19 protein-coding genes are annotated in these 17,919 nt (G+C 54.0%); 8 read left to right on the forward strand and 11 right to left on the reverse strand.

The features are described 5' to 3' along the window. Positions 1-3: 3 nt before the first annotated feature. Both J5069_RS03325 and J5069_RS03330 read right to left on the reverse strand, forming a co-directional pair. Positions 4-885, reverse strand: coding sequence for a manganese/iron ABC transporter ATP-binding protein (locus J5069_RS03325; RefSeq protein WP_264642512.1), 882 nt, complete (start codon positions 883-885; stop codon positions 4-6). After that, entirely contained in the window at positions 882-1,808 is a 927-nt protein-coding gene (locus tag J5069_RS03330) for a metal ABC transporter substrate-binding protein (protein WP_413542196.1), read from the reverse strand. The genes J5069_RS03325 and J5069_RS03330 overlap by 4 nt, the downstream gene beginning before the upstream one ends. An 822-nt stretch (positions 1,809-2,630) precedes the next feature. Here J5069_RS03330 and J5069_RS03335 point away from each other — a divergent pair. The 3 genes from J5069_RS03335 (at position 2,631) to rlmA (ending at position 3,913) form a co-directional block, all read left to right on the forward strand. Next, entirely contained in the window at positions 2,631-2,726 is a 96-nt protein-coding gene (locus J5069_RS03335) for a DUF2627 domain-containing protein (protein ID WP_413542197.1), read from the forward strand. Positions 2,727-2,788: 62 nt separating this feature from the next. Beyond that, positions 2,789-2,998, forward strand: coding sequence for a transcription antiterminator/RNA stability regulator CspE (gene cspE, locus J5069_RS03340; RefSeq protein WP_196907015.1), 210 nt, complete (start codon positions 2,789-2,791; stop codon positions 2,996-2,998). A 108-nt stretch (positions 2,999-3,106) separates the two neighbouring features. Further along, on the forward strand, positions 3,107-3,913 hold the full coding sequence (gene rlmA, locus J5069_RS03345) for a 23S rRNA (guanine(745)-N(1))-methyltransferase (protein WP_264642514.1): 807 nt from the start codon (positions 3,107-3,109) through the stop codon (positions 3,911-3,913). Between the two features lie 73 nt (positions 3,914-3,986). Here the strand turns inward: rlmA and mntP are convergent, their stop codons facing one another. From mntP to manX, 5 genes are all read right to left on the reverse strand, one after another. Further along, entirely contained in the window at positions 3,987-4,556 is a 570-nt protein-coding gene (gene mntP / locus J5069_RS03350) for a manganese efflux pump MntP (RefSeq protein ID WP_264642515.1), read from the reverse strand. 458 nt (positions 4,557-5,014) lie between these two features. Next, entirely contained in the window at positions 5,015-5,473 is a 459-nt protein-coding gene (locus J5069_RS03355; RefSeq protein ID WP_264642516.1) for a DUF986 family protein, read from the reverse strand. Positions 5,474-5,628: 155 nt separating this feature from the next. After that, entirely contained in the window at positions 5,629-6,471 is an 843-nt protein-coding gene (locus J5069_RS03360) for a PTS mannose transporter subunit IID (RefSeq protein WP_264642517.1), read from the reverse strand. A gap of 14 nt (positions 6,472-6,485) precedes the next feature. Continuing rightward, positions 6,486-7,286: a PTS mannose/fructose/sorbose transporter subunit IIC gene (locus J5069_RS03365; protein ID WP_264642518.1), complete on the reverse strand. Its 801-nt coding sequence runs from the start codon at positions 7,284-7,286 to the stop codon at positions 6,486-6,488. 100 nt (positions 7,287-7,386) lie between these two features. Continuing rightward, positions 7,387-8,340, reverse strand: coding sequence for a PTS mannose transporter subunit IIAB (gene manX, locus J5069_RS03370; RefSeq protein ID WP_264642519.1), 954 nt, complete (start codon positions 8,338-8,340; stop codon positions 7,387-7,389). Between the two features lie 478 nt (positions 8,341-8,818). Here manX and J5069_RS03375 point away from each other — a divergent pair, with 478 nt between their 5' ends. Both J5069_RS03375 and J5069_RS03380 read left to right on the forward strand, forming a co-directional pair. Then, the gene (locus J5069_RS03375) at positions 8,819-8,941 is read left to right on the forward strand and encodes a hypothetical protein (protein WP_264642520.1); all 123 of its coding nucleotides are present in this window, start codon (positions 8,819-8,821) and stop codon (positions 8,939-8,941) included. 1 nt (position 8,942) lies between these two features. Continuing rightward, on the forward strand, positions 8,943-10,493 hold the full coding sequence (locus tag J5069_RS03380) for a TerC family protein (protein WP_264642521.1): 1,551 nt from the start codon (positions 8,943-8,945) through the stop codon (positions 10,491-10,493). Between the two features lie 191 nt (positions 10,494-10,684). Here the strand turns inward: J5069_RS03380 and J5069_RS03385 are convergent, their stop codons facing one another. The 3 genes from J5069_RS03385 to pabB form a co-directional block, all read right to left on the reverse strand. Then, the gene (locus J5069_RS03385) at positions 10,685-12,049 is read right to left on the reverse strand and encodes an L-serine ammonia-lyase (RefSeq protein ID WP_264642522.1); all 1,365 of its coding nucleotides are present in this window, start codon (positions 12,047-12,049) and stop codon (positions 10,685-10,687) included. Positions 12,050-12,290: 241 nt separating this feature from the next. Further along, complete coding sequence (locus tag J5069_RS03390) at positions 12,291-12,908, reverse strand: CoA pyrophosphatase (protein ID WP_264642523.1); 618 nt, start codon at positions 12,906-12,908, stop codon at positions 12,291-12,293. After that, positions 12,905-14,296 carry an aminodeoxychorismate synthase component 1 gene (gene pabB, locus J5069_RS03395; RefSeq protein ID WP_264642524.1) on the reverse strand — a complete coding sequence of 464 codons (1,392 nt, stop codon included), beginning with the start codon at positions 14,294-14,296 and terminating at the stop codon, positions 12,905-12,907. Before pabB ends, J5069_RS03390 begins: the two co-directional genes overlap by 4 nt. 110 nt (positions 14,297-14,406) lie before the next feature. Here pabB and J5069_RS03400 point away from each other — a divergent pair, with 110 nt between their 5' ends. After that, the gene (locus J5069_RS03400) at positions 14,407-14,586 is read left to right on the forward strand and encodes a YoaH family protein (RefSeq protein ID WP_264642525.1); all 180 of its coding nucleotides are present in this window, start codon (positions 14,407-14,409) and stop codon (positions 14,584-14,586) included. A gap of 56 nt (positions 14,587-14,642) precedes the next feature. On the opposite strand, the gene J5069_RS03405 is transcribed toward J5069_RS03400, so the two are convergent. Further along, positions 14,643-14,990 (reverse strand): RidA family protein, encoded by a 348-nt coding sequence (locus J5069_RS03405; protein ID WP_264642526.1) that lies wholly within the window; start codon positions 14,988-14,990, stop codon positions 14,643-14,645. Positions 14,991-15,183: 193 nt separating this feature from the next. Between J5069_RS03405 and J5069_RS03410 the strand changes: the two genes are divergently transcribed. Both J5069_RS03410 and tsaB read left to right on the forward strand, forming a co-directional pair. Then, positions 15,184-17,109 carry an ATP-dependent DNA helicase gene (locus J5069_RS03410; RefSeq protein WP_264642527.1) on the forward strand — a complete coding sequence of 642 codons (1,926 nt, stop codon included), beginning with the start codon at positions 15,184-15,186 and terminating at the stop codon, positions 17,107-17,109. A gap of 72 nt (positions 17,110-17,181) precedes the next feature. Continuing rightward, entirely contained in the window at positions 17,182-17,883 is a 702-nt protein-coding gene (gene tsaB / locus J5069_RS03415) for a tRNA (adenosine(37)-N6)-threonylcarbamoyltransferase complex dimerization subunit type 1 TsaB (protein WP_264642528.1), read from the forward strand. Positions 17,884-17,919: the final 36 nt, after the last annotated feature.

The raw sequence follows: 17,919 nt of genomic DNA on the forward strand, positions 1-17,919 counted from the left end.
ACGTTAGTTATCCTCTGGCCGGGAGCGGAATGCCGGTGTATCGCTGGGGGTTGCGCCATAAAAGACGGCAGGGCGTTCGTCATCGGTTAATACGGTGACAGTTCGGGCGTCGTCATCGTCGTGCAGATGCTCGCCACCGAGATTGATGTGGCGCAGCACGCCGCCAAAGGTTTTCTCCAGATTACTCTGGGTGAAGGTGGTTGCGGTGGGACCGGCTGCCAGTACGGTGCGGTTGACCAGAATCACGTTGTCGCAAAATTCAGGCACGCTGCCGAGGTTGTGGGTCGCCACCAAAATCAGATGTCCTTCATCACGCAGAGTGCGCAGCAGATCGATAATGGCATTTTCGGTTTTCACATCCACGCCGGTAAAGGGTTCATCCAACAGCAGCACACACCCTTGCTGCGCCAGCGCACGCGCCAGAAAAACGCGCTTTTTTTGCCCGCCGGAGAGTTCACCAATTTGCCGTTGGCTCAGCGCGCTCATGCCGACGCGAGCCATGGCATCGTTTATCACGTCACGATCTTGCTGGCGCGGGATGCGCAAAAAATTCATTTTGCCGTAGCGCCCCATCATCACCACGTCGGAGACCAGCACGGGAAAATTCCAGTCAACCTCTTCGGTTTGCGGCACATAGGCGATGAGATTTTTTTTCAACGCGTCACTGATGGCTTCGCCGTTGAGACGAACCTGGCCCGAAGAGGGCTTCACCAGCCCCATGATGCTTTTGAATAAGGTCGATTTACCGCTGCCGTTGACCCCAACCAGCGCGCAGATGGTGCCGCCGCCCAGTGAAAAGGACGCGTTACGAATCGCCTGATGGCCGTTGCTGTAAGTCACGGAGACATCGTCAACGGTAAGTGCTAATGCAGGTGTACGACTCATTGATTAAATCCTTCGGCGATGGTGTTCACCGTGGTTTGCAGCAGATCCAGATAGGTGGGAACCGGACCCTTTTCATTGGACAATGAGTCAACATACAACACGCCGCCATATTTCGCGCCGGTTTCTTTACTGACCTGTTTGGCCGGTTTATCGGAAATGGTGCTTTCACTGAACACCACCGGGATGTGTTTTTCACGCACGGTATCGATCACGCGGCGCACTTGCTGAGGGGAACCCTGCTCATCAGCATTGATCGGCCACAGGTAGACTTCGTTGAACTGATAATCGGTGGTGAGGTAGCTAAAAGCGCCTTCGCTGGTGACGAGCCAGCGCTGTGCCTCAGGAATGCGCGACAAACGCTCACGCAGTGGGGCATCCAGTGCGGTGATTTTTTCCGCATAAGCCTTTGCGTTACGGTTATAGATCTCCGCGTTATCCGGATCGTATTGCACCAGTCCCTTACGGATGTTCTCGACATAAATCAAGGCGTTGCTGGGAGACATCCAGGCATGTGGGTTCGGGTTGCCATTATAGGCCCCTTCACGGATAGGCAGTGGTGTTATCCCATCGGTTACCGTAACGGCCGGGACATCTTTGATATTTTCAAAGAAGCGGCTGAACCAGCGCTCCAGATTCAAACCGTTCCACAAGATAAGGTCCGCAGACTGCGCCTTGACGATATCCCGCGGTGTGGGCTGATAGTCATGGATCTCTGCGCCCGGCTTGGTGATCGATTCTACGGTAGCTGCGTCTCCCGCGATGTTCTGCGCGATATCCTGAATAATGGTAAAGGTGGTTACCACCTTGAGTTTGTCTTTGGCATACGCGGGTGAGGCGAGAGTAGACGCGGCGAGGAGTGCCAGAGGCAGAGTGAGACGCACAATTCGAGAAGGGGTGAAGGCCTGGAAGAAACGCATAGACATATCCTTACAAGTCGCGATGGTTAATTATTAGATGAAAATAATTCTCAATCGCATTTAAGTCAAGCGTCTCTTACGATTACTGCGACGCTGATACCCTGTGTTTACCCACTGCCGTGTGCTTTTGCGCGATCCTTGCATATCTTGAGCGTTGCCCTGTTGTAAAATCGTGATTCTGGTTAACAAATCTTACTTAACGTAACGAATGAAGTCTAACTGTTGCTGCGGTGTTTAAGGTGTTTTTTCGTTGGCCGCTAAAATGATGTACCGCGGCACAACATGCATAAAAAAAAATGTTGATCGGCCGATATACCAAATAGGTGCAATGGAAGTATGCGATGTTGAGAGGGTATTCGCAATGGGAGCAAAATCAGAAAGGCGCTGGAAGTTGGCCAGTATCATTCTCCTGGTAGTACTGGCGTTATTAGTTGGCGTAATGGTTCAAGGGTATTAATGGATCGTAGCGGGAGGAACCTGTGTCATGCGATGCATTTTCCTCCCGGTAGCATAATAATAAGAAACCACTCCTTTTATTTTCTTATCGTAAATAAGTTCTAAATTTATAACATTTTGCTATGGCAAATGCGCCTTAACAGTAGCAAGGATTGCCAGGGAGTTACATTTTACGGATTAATAAATAAAACCACGAATATTCAGTGGGTTATCCATGACCTGTTTGTGATGCCAACGGCGGGTTTCATGCGACTGTTACAGGGGTTGAAGCCTTATTTTGTGCGGCACCTCTGTGACTGAAGAAAAATGGCTTGCCATCGTTTTCAGAGTGTGTAATAACGCATCTGGGTGAAACGAGGTGCGGTTCTGTATATGAGTGGCATTTTCAGTAAAGAAGTTAATGATACAACCGTTAGCGTTGCGTACTACTTCTCTGCCGATCTTTATCTTGGTGCCTCAAAGCAGTAACGACTTTGGTTTGTCTGTATAACGCCTTTGGGCGGTTTAAACAATTAAAGGAAATGTGTAAAATGGCAAAGATTAAAGGTCAGGTTAAGTGGTTCAATGAGTCCAAAGGTTTTGGTTTCATTACGCCTGCTGACGGCAGCAAAGACGTGTTTGTTCACTTCTCTGCAATCCAAGGTACCGGTTTTAAAACGCTGGCTGAAGGCCAGAGCGTAGAGTTCGAAATTCAAGACGGCCAGAAAGGTCCTTCTGCTGTTAACGTAACCGCGCTGTAATTACCGTTTCCGGTGCAAAACCCGCCATGGTGCGGGTTTTTTGTTGTCTGCCTTTTCCCTTGCCGCCTATCCGCTCGTGTTTTTATCGCTCTGTAGGAAAATATGTTCATGTTCTATCAATGCCCGCTCTGCCATCAGCCGTTACTGGCTAACGATCGCCAATGGTCATGCGGTACGCATCATTTCGATCGCGCCAGAGAAGGATACGTCAATCTGTTACCGGTGCAGTTTAAACGATCCAAAATGCCCGGTGACAACGCAGAGATGATGCGCGCCCGTCGCCTTTTCCTCGATGCAGGCCATTATCAGCCGCTACAGGCCGCGTTACTGCAACATCTCCATCGCGTGCTCGCATCCCAGGCGCAGGCCTTGCTGGATATTGGCTGTGGAGAAGGGTATTACACCGGGGCATTGGCGGACGCGTTACCGGCAGTGCAGATTTTCGGGCTGGATATCTCTAAGGCCGCTGTTCAGCGGGCCGCGAAACGCTATACGGCGGTTGAATTTTGCGTTGCCTCAAGCCGACGTTTGCCGTTCGGAGATGCGACGTTGGATGGCATACTGAAAATTTATGCGCCCTGCGACGGGGAAGAGTTGGCGAGAACCGTCAAAGCGCAAGGGTGGGTGATCACCGTTTCTCCCGGTCCGCGTCATTTGTACCAGCTTAAGGCACAGGTCTATGATGCTGTCATGCTGCATCCGGTAAAAGCGGAAGTGCTGCCGGGCTTTACGCTGCAAGAAGAGCACTCGCTGGCATACTGGATGTCATTAGCCGGTGATGAGGCCGCGGCATTGTTGCAAATGACGCCCTTTGCCTGGCGCGCGTCGCAAGCGGTTAAACAGCAACTGTTGGATAGCGAGCGCTTTGAGTGTGAAACGGATTTCATTATTCGTTTTCATCAGCGAGATGCCTGAGCCGCAGCGTTAAAAAAAGGGAGCACAGGCTCCCTTTTTTTTAAAACGTGGAAAACTGCTAACGCATCTCCAATCAGGCAACGCGAAACAGGTGTTCGTAGAGAATATTGCTGCCAATACCAACCAATACCACGCCGCCAAAGATTTCAGCCTTTTTCCCCATCAGCGGACCGATGTAGCGGCCGATCATCATACCCAATGTCACCATGATCATGGTGGCACAGCCGATAACCATCGCGGTGTGGAAAATATTGACCTGCAAGAAGGCGAGACCCACACCGATGGCCATGGCATCGAGGCTGGTAGCGATGGCGGTACAAACCAGAGCAAACAGCGTGTGACGGCGTACGGGTTCATCATCCTCGTTGGCGCTGCTCATGCCTTGCATAATCATGCGGCCACCCAGGATGACCAGCAGGGTGAAAGCCACCCAATGATCCCATTCAATAATATATTGGCTGGCAAAGAAACCCAGTGCCCAGCCGATAAGGGGGGTAATGGCTTCAATCAGCCCAAAGATTAATCCGGTGCGAATCGCATCACGAAAGCGAGGTTTGTGTAAGACGGCACCTTTACCAATGGAAGCAGCAAACGCATCCATCGACATGCCAAAAGCAAGAATAAGCGTAGCAGAAAGATTCATAGCAATAGCCTCGGCTGGGCGGTTCTCCATATCCACATGTCGCCTTCCCAACCTAAATAGGGGACATGTGTCTATGGTCTCGCCTGCATCACTGCCGCCCGCACCACGTTTTTACTATACCTGTTGCCGTATATCCGCTTCTGCATGACGGAGGTACTGACAATCTTTCGGTATAAAACGAGTATGTTGATACGGGCATTCCTGAATCTTATATTCAGAAATTGGCTACTCCCCAAATGACGGCGCAACCTTACCATAATATTTACGCGTGAAACAACCGATAAAAAGCAGGGATTTCTCTACTGTGGTTTTAAATGTAATTGATAATTGTTTTCATTATCACATGCGATGTTAAATTCACAAAATAATAACAGCGTTAACAGGGTTAAATATAACCAGTTATCGTGTGGGAACTCACCGGAGGAAACTCGGTATATCAAAAAATCAATCTATTTATATTATTGATTTTCAACCATAAATTTATATATCTTTTCGAGATCGTCTAATTGTCGCACGTTGATCAGTAAGCGACGTTTTTCCAGTTCGACCACCAGTATGCCGTCTTCGGATAAATTCATGTTACGAATGCGGGTATAAGGAATAAAAATGTTGGCATAGATAAAACCGGTTGCCTTGAATAATAATTTTGGTCGGCGAATATAAGAGAGATATAGCGATATTGCCACCAGGGATATTAATAACGTGGTGGTTAATACCGTACCGTTATGAATGATATTCTGGTAGATAAGAATGCCAACAAGACCGACGAAAATCAGCGTGTCCAGCCGATTGGTGCGACGCAACTGCACCAGCAAACGGGTGCCTCCCTGACGCAGGGGTTGGATAAATTCATCAAAAATGGCATACGCCAACATAAGCGCAATAACGACAATCAGCACAATATCCGTTGTTGACATAGCATTCTCCTACGTTGTTGCGTTGAGCTAACCGCGATGTGGGGCGAAAAATAAAGGACGCGGCGTGAGGCACGGCGCGTCCGGTAGTTTATCACAGGCTCACAGATGATGGCGGCACCCACTCCGCCCATCGTCGTTGCCGCGTGCTGGCGCGATTAAACGCCCAGCAGGCCAATCCAGTAGCCGAAGATACCAATGGCAAAGAAGCCGATAATCAGCCACAGCGCGTTAACTTTGCGCCGTAACAACCACATACAGCCGAACGTCAGCAGCAGCGGCACTAACCCTGGCATCAACTGATCGAGGATCGATTGCACCGTGGTGACCGTGGTCTCGCCGTTCTGATTGGTGACGCGGGAAACCACCATCGGGATGTTCACATGGGTCCATTTGTTAACCAACGCCCCCATGACAAACAGGCCGAGGATAGATGCCCCCTCGGTCATCTTTTGCAGGAAGCCGCCGCCCATATCACTGACGATATCGATGCCTTTACGGTAACCGTAAGCCACGCCGTAGTAGCGCACTAACAGACGTACCATGTTAAACAGCACGAAGAACAAAATCGGGCCGAGCAGGCTGCCACTCATGGCGATACCCGCACCCAGCGCGGCAAACACCGGACGGGCCGTTCCCCAGAAAATCGGGTCGCCGACACCGGCTAACGGTCCCATCAGACCCACTTTCAGGCCGTTGATCGCACCGTCATCAATCGGAGCACCGTTAGCACGCTGTTCTTCCATCGCCATGGTAACGCCCAGTACCGGCGCGGCCACGAAAGGTTGCGTGTTAAAGAACTCCAGATGGCGTTTGATCGCCTGTTTGCGCTCTTCCGAGTTTTCCGGATACAGGCGACGAATGACTGGCACCATGGAGAAACAGAATCCCAGGGCCTGCATACGTTCAAAGTTCCACGATCCCTGAAACAGGTTGGAGCGAATAAACACCGCACGGATATCGCTGGGCGTCAGTTTTTTCTCTTGCGTTGAATCAACCATTTCTTTCACCCCTGTTAGTCCAGTTCGTTATCAAGATCGTTGTTGCCCGATGCGCTGGCGGGTTGCCCCTGCGCCTTGTTGTACTTCGGACTTAACTGGATATACATGATCGCCATGACGATACCGATAACGCCCAGCGCAACCAGGTTGAACTGGGTGAAGGCAGCAGTTACGAAGCCAAGATAGAAGAACGGCATCAGATAGCCAGCACGCATCATGTTGATAACCATCGCATAACCAACCACAACGATCATGCCGCCTGCGATATTCAACCCGTTGGTCACTACCTCAGGGATGGAGTTCAGCAGTGTGTGGACGGCTTCAGTACCGACGGACACGGCCACAATCAGCGCAGGAATAGCGATACGCATTGCCTGCAACAGCAGGGCGGAGATGTGAATCCAACTGATGGCGTTTAAATTACCGCGTTCCGCTGCGCTGTCAGCCGCATGCTGAAAGGCCACAGTGATGGTACGAACGATAATGGTCAATACCTGGCCTGCGGCGGCAAGCGGGATAGCCAGTGCAATACCGGCCCCCACGCCCTGACCACCGGCGATAACCAGAATGGTAGAGATGATGGACGCGAGTGCAGCATCAGGTGCTACAGCAGCACCGATATTCATCCATCCCAGCGCAATCATTTCCAGGGTCCCACCGATGATGATCCCGGTTTGCAAATCACCGAGCACGGCGCCAATCAACGTACAGGCGACCAGAGGACGGTGAAACTGGAATTCATCAAGAATAGACCCCATCCCCGAGACGCATGAGACGAGAAATATCAGCACAAGTTGAAGTGTTGTTATCTCCATTGTACTTCTCCTATGAGAAAACTGTCTGAGTAAATATGATCAAAATAAACATAGTCGAGACACAGCATTCCGGTGCCAGGGTGCGGCAATGCTATTGTCGTTAGCTATTCACCTTGGCAATCAGATCCATCATTTTAAGTTTAGAATCGGTGGATACCTTTCTGACTTCCAGCTCAATGCCGCGTGCATCCAACGCCTTGAAGGCTTCGATGTCTTTGGCATCAATGGAGACGGCGTTATTCACCTGGGTTTTACCTTGACGGAATGCCATACCGCCGATGTTCACCGACGTGATTTCAACGCCGTTCTCAACCAGACGCTGCACGTCGGTGGGATTGGTGAACAACAACATCACGCGGTCGTTGGCGTATTTCGGGTTTTCATACACCCGGATCGCTTTGGCAACGTCCACCACGTGGGCGGTTACGCCGGGAGGGGCCACCTGTGTCAGCAGCGTTTTGCGTACGTTATCGGCGGCAACTTCATCGCTGATGACGATAATACGGCTGACATTGGTCTCCTTGGTCCAGCGGGTCGCTACCTGACCGTGAATCAAGCGGTCATCGATACGTGCGAGGCCAATTTTCATATGTCCACCGGGGCCAACCTGTGCGGGCGCGACGGCTTTGGCTACCGGCTTGGCGGCGGGTGCGGGTTCAGCGGCTTTCAGCGCTTTCACGCCGGTGCGGCCCGCTTCAAGCGCGATGGCGATCAACTCCTCGAAGGAAGGGTTATCATCGCGCGCCATAAACGTTTCTGCCAGCATCGGGATATTCACCCCGGCAATCACATCATGGTTGGCTTTGTCCGTGACCAGACGGCTGGCGGCATTAAACGGGCTGCCGCCCCAGGTATCAACAAGAAACAGCACGCCAAGCGACGTATCCAACGTTTCGAGCTTAGCCTGATATTTCTCAATTAACGTTTCCGCATTTTCACCGGGAACGAAATCAATCCAGGCGACGTTACTTTGTTCACCCAGAATCATTTCCGCTGTTTTCAGCAGCGGCCCGGCGGTGGATCCGTGAGTGCACAACATAATTGCAATACTCACTTGCTACCTCCTCATTCTATTTAAGGTACTCAATGCATCCGGTTAAGGGGTAAGGCGGTTAACCGAAGTGATATCAGTATGAACGCAAGTTTTTACTCAAGAATCATAAAAGAATAAAAAGGATGCGCTGTAGCGTTATATGCTATGAAACGATTCAGGCTCCCCATCATGGGTGTAAAGTCCGATTTATTTTACCCACTGAAAAAATAAATAGTGTGATGCTGCTTACGTATTTGCTGGTTAAAACGGCGTTTGTTATGTGATTGAGAACAATATCACGGGTATGTTAAGGAACAGTGGATATCGGCGTTTCTTGGTAGCAAAGAAATCTTTGTAAAAATTCGAAACAACCTGCTAGAGTAATCTCCTGTTTAATTGCTTAGGAGCACAGGGTCTCGACCCACTCTATATGGACCGTCACCGACAATCCTTTCTTACCCAGCCGGCCTGCGCCGGTGCTGTTTCTGGGGCTGACCTGATGGGTCACCCACGTATCGATAGCCGCCAGGGCGGTATTTATTCTCTTGCTGTTTCCCCTATGCTGCGCCACATCACACCGACGGTGTTGATGCTGTCTGCTTGCGCCATTTCTGGAGTCTGACATGGAATTTTTGCTGGATCCCTCAATCTGGGCGGGCCTGTTGACGCTGGTGGTACTGGAAATCGTCCTGGGTATCGATAACCTGGTGTTTATCGCCATTCTGGCGGATAAATTGCCGCCGAAGCAGCGCGACAAGGCCCGTGTCATTGGCCTCTCGCTGGCGCTCTTGATGCGCCTGGGGCTGCTGTCCCTGATTTCATGGATGGTGAAACTGACCAACCCACTGATCACTATCGCCGGTTACGGTTTCTCCGCACGCGATATGATCTTGCTGGCGGGGGGGCTATTTTTGCTATTCAAAGCCACCACAGAGCTGCATGAACGGCTGGAAAACCGGCCGCATGAACATAATGGGCCCAGGGTCCATGCCAGTTTCTGGGCGGTTGTCGCACAGATTGTGGTACTGGATGCCGTCTTCTCACTGGATGCGGTGATCACGGCTGTCGGTATGGTTAACCATATCGGTGTGATGATGACAGCAGTAGTGATTGCGATGGTGGTGATGCTGCTGGCCTCCAAGCCGCTGATGAACTTCGTCAATGCCCATCCGACGGTGGTGGTACTCTGCCTTAGCTTCTTGCTGATGATTGGTTTGAGCTTGATGGCGGAAGGTTTCGGCTTCCATATCCCGAAAGGTTACCTGTACGCCGCGATCGGTTTCTCGATTCTGATTGAGCTGTTTAACCAGATTGCGCGCCGCAATTTCATCAAGCACCAATCGCGCCGCCCGATGCGCGAGCGGACTGCCGAAGCGATCCTGCGTTTGATGGGGGCGCGTAAAGCCACGGATGATGAAGAAGCAAAACCGGCATCGCCTGCCATGGAAACCTTCGCAGCAGAAGAACGCTATATGATCAGCGGTGTATTGACGCTGGCATCGCGCTCGCTGCGCAGCGTGATGACGCCACGTACCGAGATCTCCTGGGTCGACAGCGAACGCTCGATTGACGATATTCGCGTGCAACTGCTGGATACGCCGCACAGCCTGTTCCCGGTGTGCCGGGGTTCGCTAGACGAATTGGTCGGTGTGGTGCGCGCCAAAGAATTGCTGGTGGCGCTGGATAGCGGGGTAGATGTGGAAAGCTTTGCCGCTGCCACACCGCCGCTGGTGGTGCCGGATACGCTGGATGCCATCAATCTGCTACCGGTATTGCGCCGTGCCAAGGGCAGTCTGGTTGTCGTTACCAACGAATTTGGTGTGGTACAGGGACTGGTGACGCCGTTGGACATTCTGGAAGCGATTGCCGGTGAATTCCCGGATGAAGATGAAACGCCGGATATTGTGGTCGAAGAGGGCGGCTGGTTGGTGAAAGGCGGCACCGATTTGCACACGCTGCAACAGGTGTTGGACAGCCATGAACTGGTCGATCCGAAAGAAGAATATGCGTCGTTGGCGGGATTGTTGCTGGCACACAGCAATGAAATTCCCAAGGTGGGCGAGGTGATTGAACTGCATCACTTCCGCTTTGAGATCAAGGCTGTATCGGAATACCGTATCGAACTGGTACAGGTTACGCGCTTGGCCGATCCTTATGCGGATGAAGAAGAGTAATTCCCGTTACTGACACCGTCACTTTTCCCACATCATCCTCGGCTTCCCCCACATCATCCTCGGCTTCCCCCACGGTCATCCTCGGCGAAAGCCGGGGATCTCTGTGAGAAAAAACGCGTTTCATCTGCAAGAGATTCCCGCTTTCGCGGGAATGACGGTAGTGGGCGGGAATGACGTTGGCGTATGCGCCGTTAATCACATTGCACTTTCACGGCTAAACCGCCGCGCGACGTTTCGCGGTACTTTGCGTTCATGTCTTTGCCGGTTTCGTACATGGTTTCAATCACTTTATCGAGCGATACACGCGGTTCGCTGGTGCGACGCATGGCCATGCGTGTTGCATTGATGGCTTTCACCGAGGCAATGGCATTGCGCTCAATGCACGGCACCTGAACCTGACCGGCGACAGGATCGCAAGTGAGACCGAGGTTGTGCTCCATACCAATTTCAGCAGCCACGCACACTTGCTCTGGGCTGGCACCGAGTAATTCCGCCAGGCCCGCTGCCGCCATGGAACAGGCTACGCCGACTTCACCCTGACAGCCGACTTCCGCACCGGAGATCGACGCATTCATTTTGTACAGTATGCCAATCGCCCCGGAAGCGAGGAAGTAACGCAGGGCAATATCGGTGGTAATCGGCTCAATAAAGTGGTCGTAATAGGCCAACACCGCCGGAACGATCCCGCACGCCCCGTTGGTCGGTGCGGTCACAACGCGGCCGCCAGCGGCGTTTTCTTCATTCACGGCTAACGCGAACATGTTGACCCAATCGACCACATCCATCGGGTCGTTGGAGTGTTTGCCTGCGGCACCCAGAATGCGACGCAGCGCCGAGGCGCGACGCGGTACGCGCAGCGGGCCGGGCAACACCCCTTCGGTATTCATACCGCGATCGATGCAGGCACGCATGGTTTGCCAGACATCGGCAAAGTAGTGCTCAATCTCATCGCGACTGTGCAACGCCAGCTCATTGCGCATCACCAACCCGGAAAGGGACAAACCGTGCTGTTTACAATGCATCAGCATCTCTTTTGCCGAGTGGAAGGGAAACGGAACCTGAACGTCACCCGCGCTGCTTTGACCAAAGTGGGCTTCATCAACGATAAATCCACCGCCGATGGAGTAATAGGTGTTGCGATACAGAGGGAGGTCGCCGCCAAAGGCGGTAATTGTCATGCCGTTCTCGTGCAGGGAGAGATTCTCACTGCGAAAATTCATGCCGCCGTGCAGCGGAAAATCCACTTCATGCTGACCGTTTGCCAGCAACAGGCGTTCGCGCTGTTCCACGTCGCGGATAAATCCCGGAATGGCATCGATGGCGATGGTATCGGGCATGTTGCCCGCCAGCCCCATAATAATGGCGATGTCAGTATGGTGTCCTTTCCCGGTCAGGGAGAGCGAGCCGTAGACGTCAACGGCGATGCGGGTAACCTCGTCGAGCTTGCCCAGCTTAATCAAATCATCGACAAATTGCTTACCGGCTTTCATCGGTCCAACCGTATGAGAGCTTGAAGGGCCAATACCGATCTTGAACATGTCGAAAACGCTTATCACGCGAAAACTCCTCAAAAGCGCAGGTTTAGAATAATACTCCTTAGATCGCGCTATTGTAGTGGGGTTTATATGGCAGGAGTGGGCTTTTCACATGAAAAAATCTTATGCGCCAGGTGAAGATAACTTATAGCAGATCCCCGTCACACTTGCGCTAGCGAAGGATAAACAGGGGAATAGAAATACCCCTGTTTATCTGTGGTTAATGCTGGCGTCGGGGGCCGTCAGAATAAAATGCTAGATTTCAGACGGTTGAGGCAGAGACTTGCAGGGCAAGCTGGCGAATGATGGCGGCGGTCAGCCCCCAGACAAACTGTTGTTGATACCAGGAGAGGTAAACGCGGTGCGTTTGGCGCTGCCGCTCAATATCCAGCGGATAGTAGCGTGTCAGCGAAAATGCATCAGTCAACGGCATCTCAAACAGTTCCGCCACCTCATCCGCATTGGGCCTAACGCGGATATTGGCCGGCAACAGCCCAACCACCGGTGTGACCTGAAAGCCGCTGACGCTGTCCAGCGGCTGCAGCGTGCCTAACACCGTCACGACCTCAGGGGCAATAGCCACTTCCTCTTGGGCTTCGCGCAATGCCGTGGCGATCAGGCTGGCATCGCTGCTGTCCGCAGCACCTCCGGGGAAGGCCACTTGACCGGCATGCTTGCGCAGCGTGCTGGCACGACGGGTTAGCAACAGCGTCGGGGCATCGGCGTGGCACACAATCGGCACCAGCACCGCCGCTTTACGCACTTGACGCACCGGTTTGGCCTGCGGCGCGCGCTGTAGCTGAAAGCGGGTGACGAAGTTCGCCAAATCGTCAGTCAGCGTGGGGAATGGCAAAGTAACGGGCTGAATAACCGTGCTCATAACGTGTGCGCCGCACTGAGTTGAGGAAGAATACGGCCCAGTTTATCCAAAGTTTCCTGATATTCTGCCTGTTCCTGACTGTCTGCCACGATACCGCCGCCCGCCCAACAGTGAAGTTGGCCTTGCTCTGCGATCAGCGTGCGAATGGTAATGCTGGTATCCATGGTGCCACAGACGCTGATATAGCCAATACTGCCGCAATAGGCGTTGCGGCGATGCGGCTCCAGCTCTTCAATAATCTCCATGGCGCGAATCTTGGGAGCACCGGTGATGGAGCCGCCGGGGAAACAGGCGCGTAGCAAATCCGTGGCATGGCTGCTTTCCGGCAGCCTTGCTTCAATGGTGCTGACCAGATGGTGCACCGCCGGAAACGCCTCAACGTGAAACAGTTCAGGCACCCGCACGCTGCCGGGGACGGCGACGCGCCCAATATCGTTACGCAGCAAGTCGACAATCATTAAATTCTCCGCCCGATCTTTCTGCGAAGCGGCGAGTGCCGTGGCGCGGCGCGCATCTTCCTGCGGATCGGCGGCGCGCGGCAGCGTGCCCTTGATCGGGCGCGTTTCGATGCGCTGGTTGTGTAACTGCAAGAAACGCTCGGGTGATACGCTGATCACGCAGTGCTCCGGCAAGCGGATAAACGCAGAAAACGGGGCCCGATTGGCGCCCGAGAGCGAGAGAAATGCCTGCCATTCGTCACCGCGATAACCTGCGCTGAAACGCTGCGCCAGGTTGACCTGATAGCAATCCCCCGCACGCAGATAGGCCTGAATGCGTTGAAAGCGGGTGCCGTACGCTTCCCGCGTCATATTGGACTGCCACGGCGTGGTCAGTTGGAAATCGTCATGGGTTGCCGTATCCGGCGGCGCAAAGAGCCAGGCAAGGCGGGCAGCATGATTTTCATAGGTCAGCAGCGTCAGCGTCTGCCGCTGGTGATCGGCGATTAGCGCCCAGTCGTAGATGCCCACCGCCATGTCCGCCAGGTGGATATCTTGCTGTGCCCGCGACGGCAGCGTTTCGACGCGCCGCCCGAGATCGTAACCAAACAGGCCGAGTGCACCGCCCTGAAAAGGCATATCGGGGTGCGCGTGTGCGGAGATCCCGGCCCGCGCCATCTCCTGGCGCACCAACAAGAAAGGATCTTGCGTGGAGCACTGCGTGCCGTCCGCGCGCGTGATGAGCGTCTCATCGCCACGCGTGGTTAATGTGGTCACCGGATCGGCCACCATGATATCGAAGCGGTTATGTTGGTGATCGGCAAAACCGGAGTGCAACAGCATGGCCCACGGCTGATCGGCGAAGGGCGCAAACAGGCGCAGCAGGGCATCCGGCTGATAGGGCAGCGAGTGGTAATCGGGTAAACGAGAATCCATCGGTTGTAATGTCATCGTGCAGGTGCTGATTAATTTAGGATATAGCGTTATGATGCGCGCTTATAGGCCACGCGAGTGCGTCAGCCTAGCACACTTCGCCTACGGCGTATAAGGAAGCTGACTGAATGTTTAATGATATGCCCCCCTTGACCCACTCGCAGCAGCAAGATGCGGTTGAACGTATCCAATCGCTGATGGCGGACGGCATGAGCAGCGGAGAGGCCATCGCACTGGTTGCCGCTGACTTGCGGCGGCAACATAGAAGTGACGCTGTCACTTATGATGAAAGCGACGAGGATGAATAATCCTTAACGCTGTCGCTTAGTGGCAAACGCTGCCAGCGATGAGCGATAGCCATGCACTACAGCGCGGCGATGGCCTTAATTTCCACTTTGTATTTCGGGTTCATCAGACGCGCCTCTACGGTACAGCGTACCGGCGCGTGGCCTGCCACCACCCAGGCATCCCAGGCGGCATTCATGGCGTTAAAATCTGCCGCGTTGGCAAGAAAAATCGTCACATCCAACAGACGCGTTTTGTCTGAACCATTCTGACTCAGGATGGCATCAAGCTGCGCCAGGGCGCTTTCGGTTTGTGCCTCGGCATCGGCATCCAGATTCTCCGGTACGCTGGTGTAGTAAAGGGTGCCGTTATGGATCACGGCATCGGACCAGCGGGCTTCTGGTTGAATTCTGATAATGTCTGTCATGGGTTGTCTCCCTGAATCAATCCTGTGAGGTAAAAATCGTTTTGCAGCCTACCATGATTCTGCGACGTGAGGCGACGCGATCGCGATGCAGGGTGGCTGCCGGGGCAGACAAAGGGCATAATTGGGCAATAGCTTCACGGCATCCCCTGCGGTTGTGGTTGTGACAATGGGCAGTGACAAATAGAGAGCGTGTGTGACAAAACATTCCGTACAGGACGATTTTTCTCCCGAAGGCACCCTGGCGCGAGCCATTGACGGTTTTAAACCGCGCGAGCCCCAGCGTGATATGGCCGCTGCGGTTGAACGTGCCATTTGCGAACAACACGCGCTGGTGGTGGAAGCGGGCACCGGGACCGGTAAAACCTATGCCTATCTGGTACCAGCGCTGCGTTCCGAACGCAAAGTGATTGTCTCCACCGGGTCAAAAGCCCTTCAGGATCAGCTTTTCGCCCGCGATTTGCCGCGCATCGCCAGTGCATTAGGCTACACCGGACAGGTAGCGTTACTCAAAGGGCGCTCTAACTATCTGTGTATCGAGCGGCTGGAGCAGCAATCACTGGCCGGGGGCGATCTGAGCGGTGAGGCGTTGAGTGAGCTGGTGCGTTTGCGCGGCTGGTCATCGGCCACGGTGGACGGAGATGTCAGCACCTGCACCGACGTAGCGGAAGATAGCGCGGTATGGCCGTTAGTCACCAGTACCAACGATAACTGCTTGGGGAGCGATTGCCCGCATTATAAAGAATGCTTCGTGGTCAAGGCGCGCCGTAAGGCGATGGAATCCGATGTGGTGGTGGTTAACCATCACCTCTATCTGGCGGATATGGTGGTCAAAGAGAGCGGATTTGCTGAGTTGATCCCCGACAGCGATGTGGTGATTTTTGATGAAGCGCATCAGATCCCCGATATCGCCAGCCACTACTTTGGTCAGCAACTCACCAGCCGCCAACTGCTCGATCTGGCGAAAGATATCATTATTGCCTACCGCACTGAAGTGCGCGATGCGGCGCAGTTGCAAAAATCCGCCGATCGCTTATCGCAAAGCACGCAGGATTTCAGGCTGGCACTGGGTGAACCCGGCTTTCGCGGCAACCTGCGCGATGTGCTGGCACAGCCGTCGCTGCAACGCGCGCTGCTGTTGCTCGATGATGCGCTTGAACTCTGCTATGACGTCGCCAAACTCTCGCTTGGGCGCTCGGCGCTGCTGGATGCCGCCTTTGAACGCGCTACCCTGTATCGCGCTCGTCTCAAGCGGCTACAGGATGTGCAACAGGCCGGTTACAGCTACTGGTATGAATGCAATGCGCGGCACTTCGTGTTGGCGCTGACCCCGCTGTCCGTGGCAGACCGTTTTCGTGAGCTAATGAAAGAGAAGAAGGCCGCATGGATATTTACCTCGGCGACACTGTCAGTCAACGACCGGGTTGAACACTTTACCGAGCGTCTGGGATTGGACCATGCGCACTCCATGCTGCTGCCGAGCCCGTTTGATTATGCGCAACAGACGTTGCTCTGCGTGCCGCGTTTTCTGCCGGAGATGCAGCAACGCGGTGCCGCACAGCGGCTGGCGACGCAGTTGCGCCCGCTCATCGAGGCGAATCGCGGACGCTGCTTTATGTTGTGCACCTCGCACCAAATGATGCGCGATTTGGCCGCCGAGTTCCGCGCCTCACTGACATTACCGGTATTGCTCCAGGGCGAAACCAGCAAGGCGCAACTGTTAGCGCAGTTTGTCTCTGCGGGGAATGCGTTGCTGGTGGCAACCAGTAGCTTCTGGGAAGGGGTAGATGTGCGCGGTGATGCGCTCTCTTGCGTGATTATCGATAAACTGCCGTTTACCTCACCCGACGACCCGCTGCTGAAAGCGCGTATTGAAGATTGTCGTCTGCGCGGCGGCGATCCGTTTGATGAGGTACAACTGCCCGATGCGGTCATCACGTTGAAACAAGGGGTGGGGCGTTTGATTCGGGATGTGGACGATCGCGGCGTTATCGTTATCTGCGATAACCGCCTGGTGATGCGTCCTTACGGCAAAACCTTTCTGCAAAGCCTGCCGCCCGCTGCCCGCACGCGCGATCTGGCGCAAGCGATACGTTTTCTGTCCCGCACCGAGGCGGTGTGATGCCTCTGAGTAATTCCCTGCGCGGTGTGCTATGCTACGCCGCGTTATTTTGTTTCCCTGCCTGAGGTCGGCATGTCTACGCGAATTTTAGCGCTCGATACTGCGACGGAAGCCTGTTCCGTTGCGCTCTGGAATGATGGTCAAATTTTCTCCCTGTATGAAGTGTGTCCCCGTGAACATACCCAACGCGTGTTGCCGATGGTGCAACAGGTGCTGGCTGAAAACGGTGTATCGTTGAACAGTCTGGATGCACTGGCGTTTGGTCAAGGCCCCGGTAGCTTTACCGGCGTGCGCATCGGTATTGGTATTGCGCAAGGACTGGCGTTAGGCGCGGATTTGCCGATGCTGGGTATCTCCACGCTCGCCACGATGGCGCAGGGGGCCTGGCGTCGTACCGGGGCCACGCGTGTGCTGGCGGCGATTGACGCCCGCATGGGAGAAGTCTATTGGGCTGAGTATCAGCGTGACGTTGACGGCAACTGGCAGGGCGACGAGCATGAAGCGGTGTTGACGCCACAGCAGGTGCTGGAGCGCACTCTATTACTGCGCGGTGAATGGGCGACCGTTGGAACCGGATGGGAAGCCTATCCGACACTGGCTGCCCACGCGGAGATCGCTCTGTCGCCGGGCGACATGCTGCTGCCGCAGGCGCAGGATATGCTGCCGCTGGCCTGCCATCAATGGCAGTCGGGCAAGGCGGTTGCCGTCGCCGATGCGTTGCCGCGCTATTTGCGCAACAACGTCACCTGGAAAAAATTACCCGGTCGCGCCTGATAACAGCGCAACTTATTGCATTACGGCCTACTCTAA

Origin of the sequence: Candidatus Symbiopectobacterium sp. NZEC127 (assembly GCF_025962675.1) — a bacterium.
Classification (GTDB): Bacteria; Pseudomonadota; Gammaproteobacteria; order Enterobacterales; family Enterobacteriaceae; genus Symbiopectobacterium.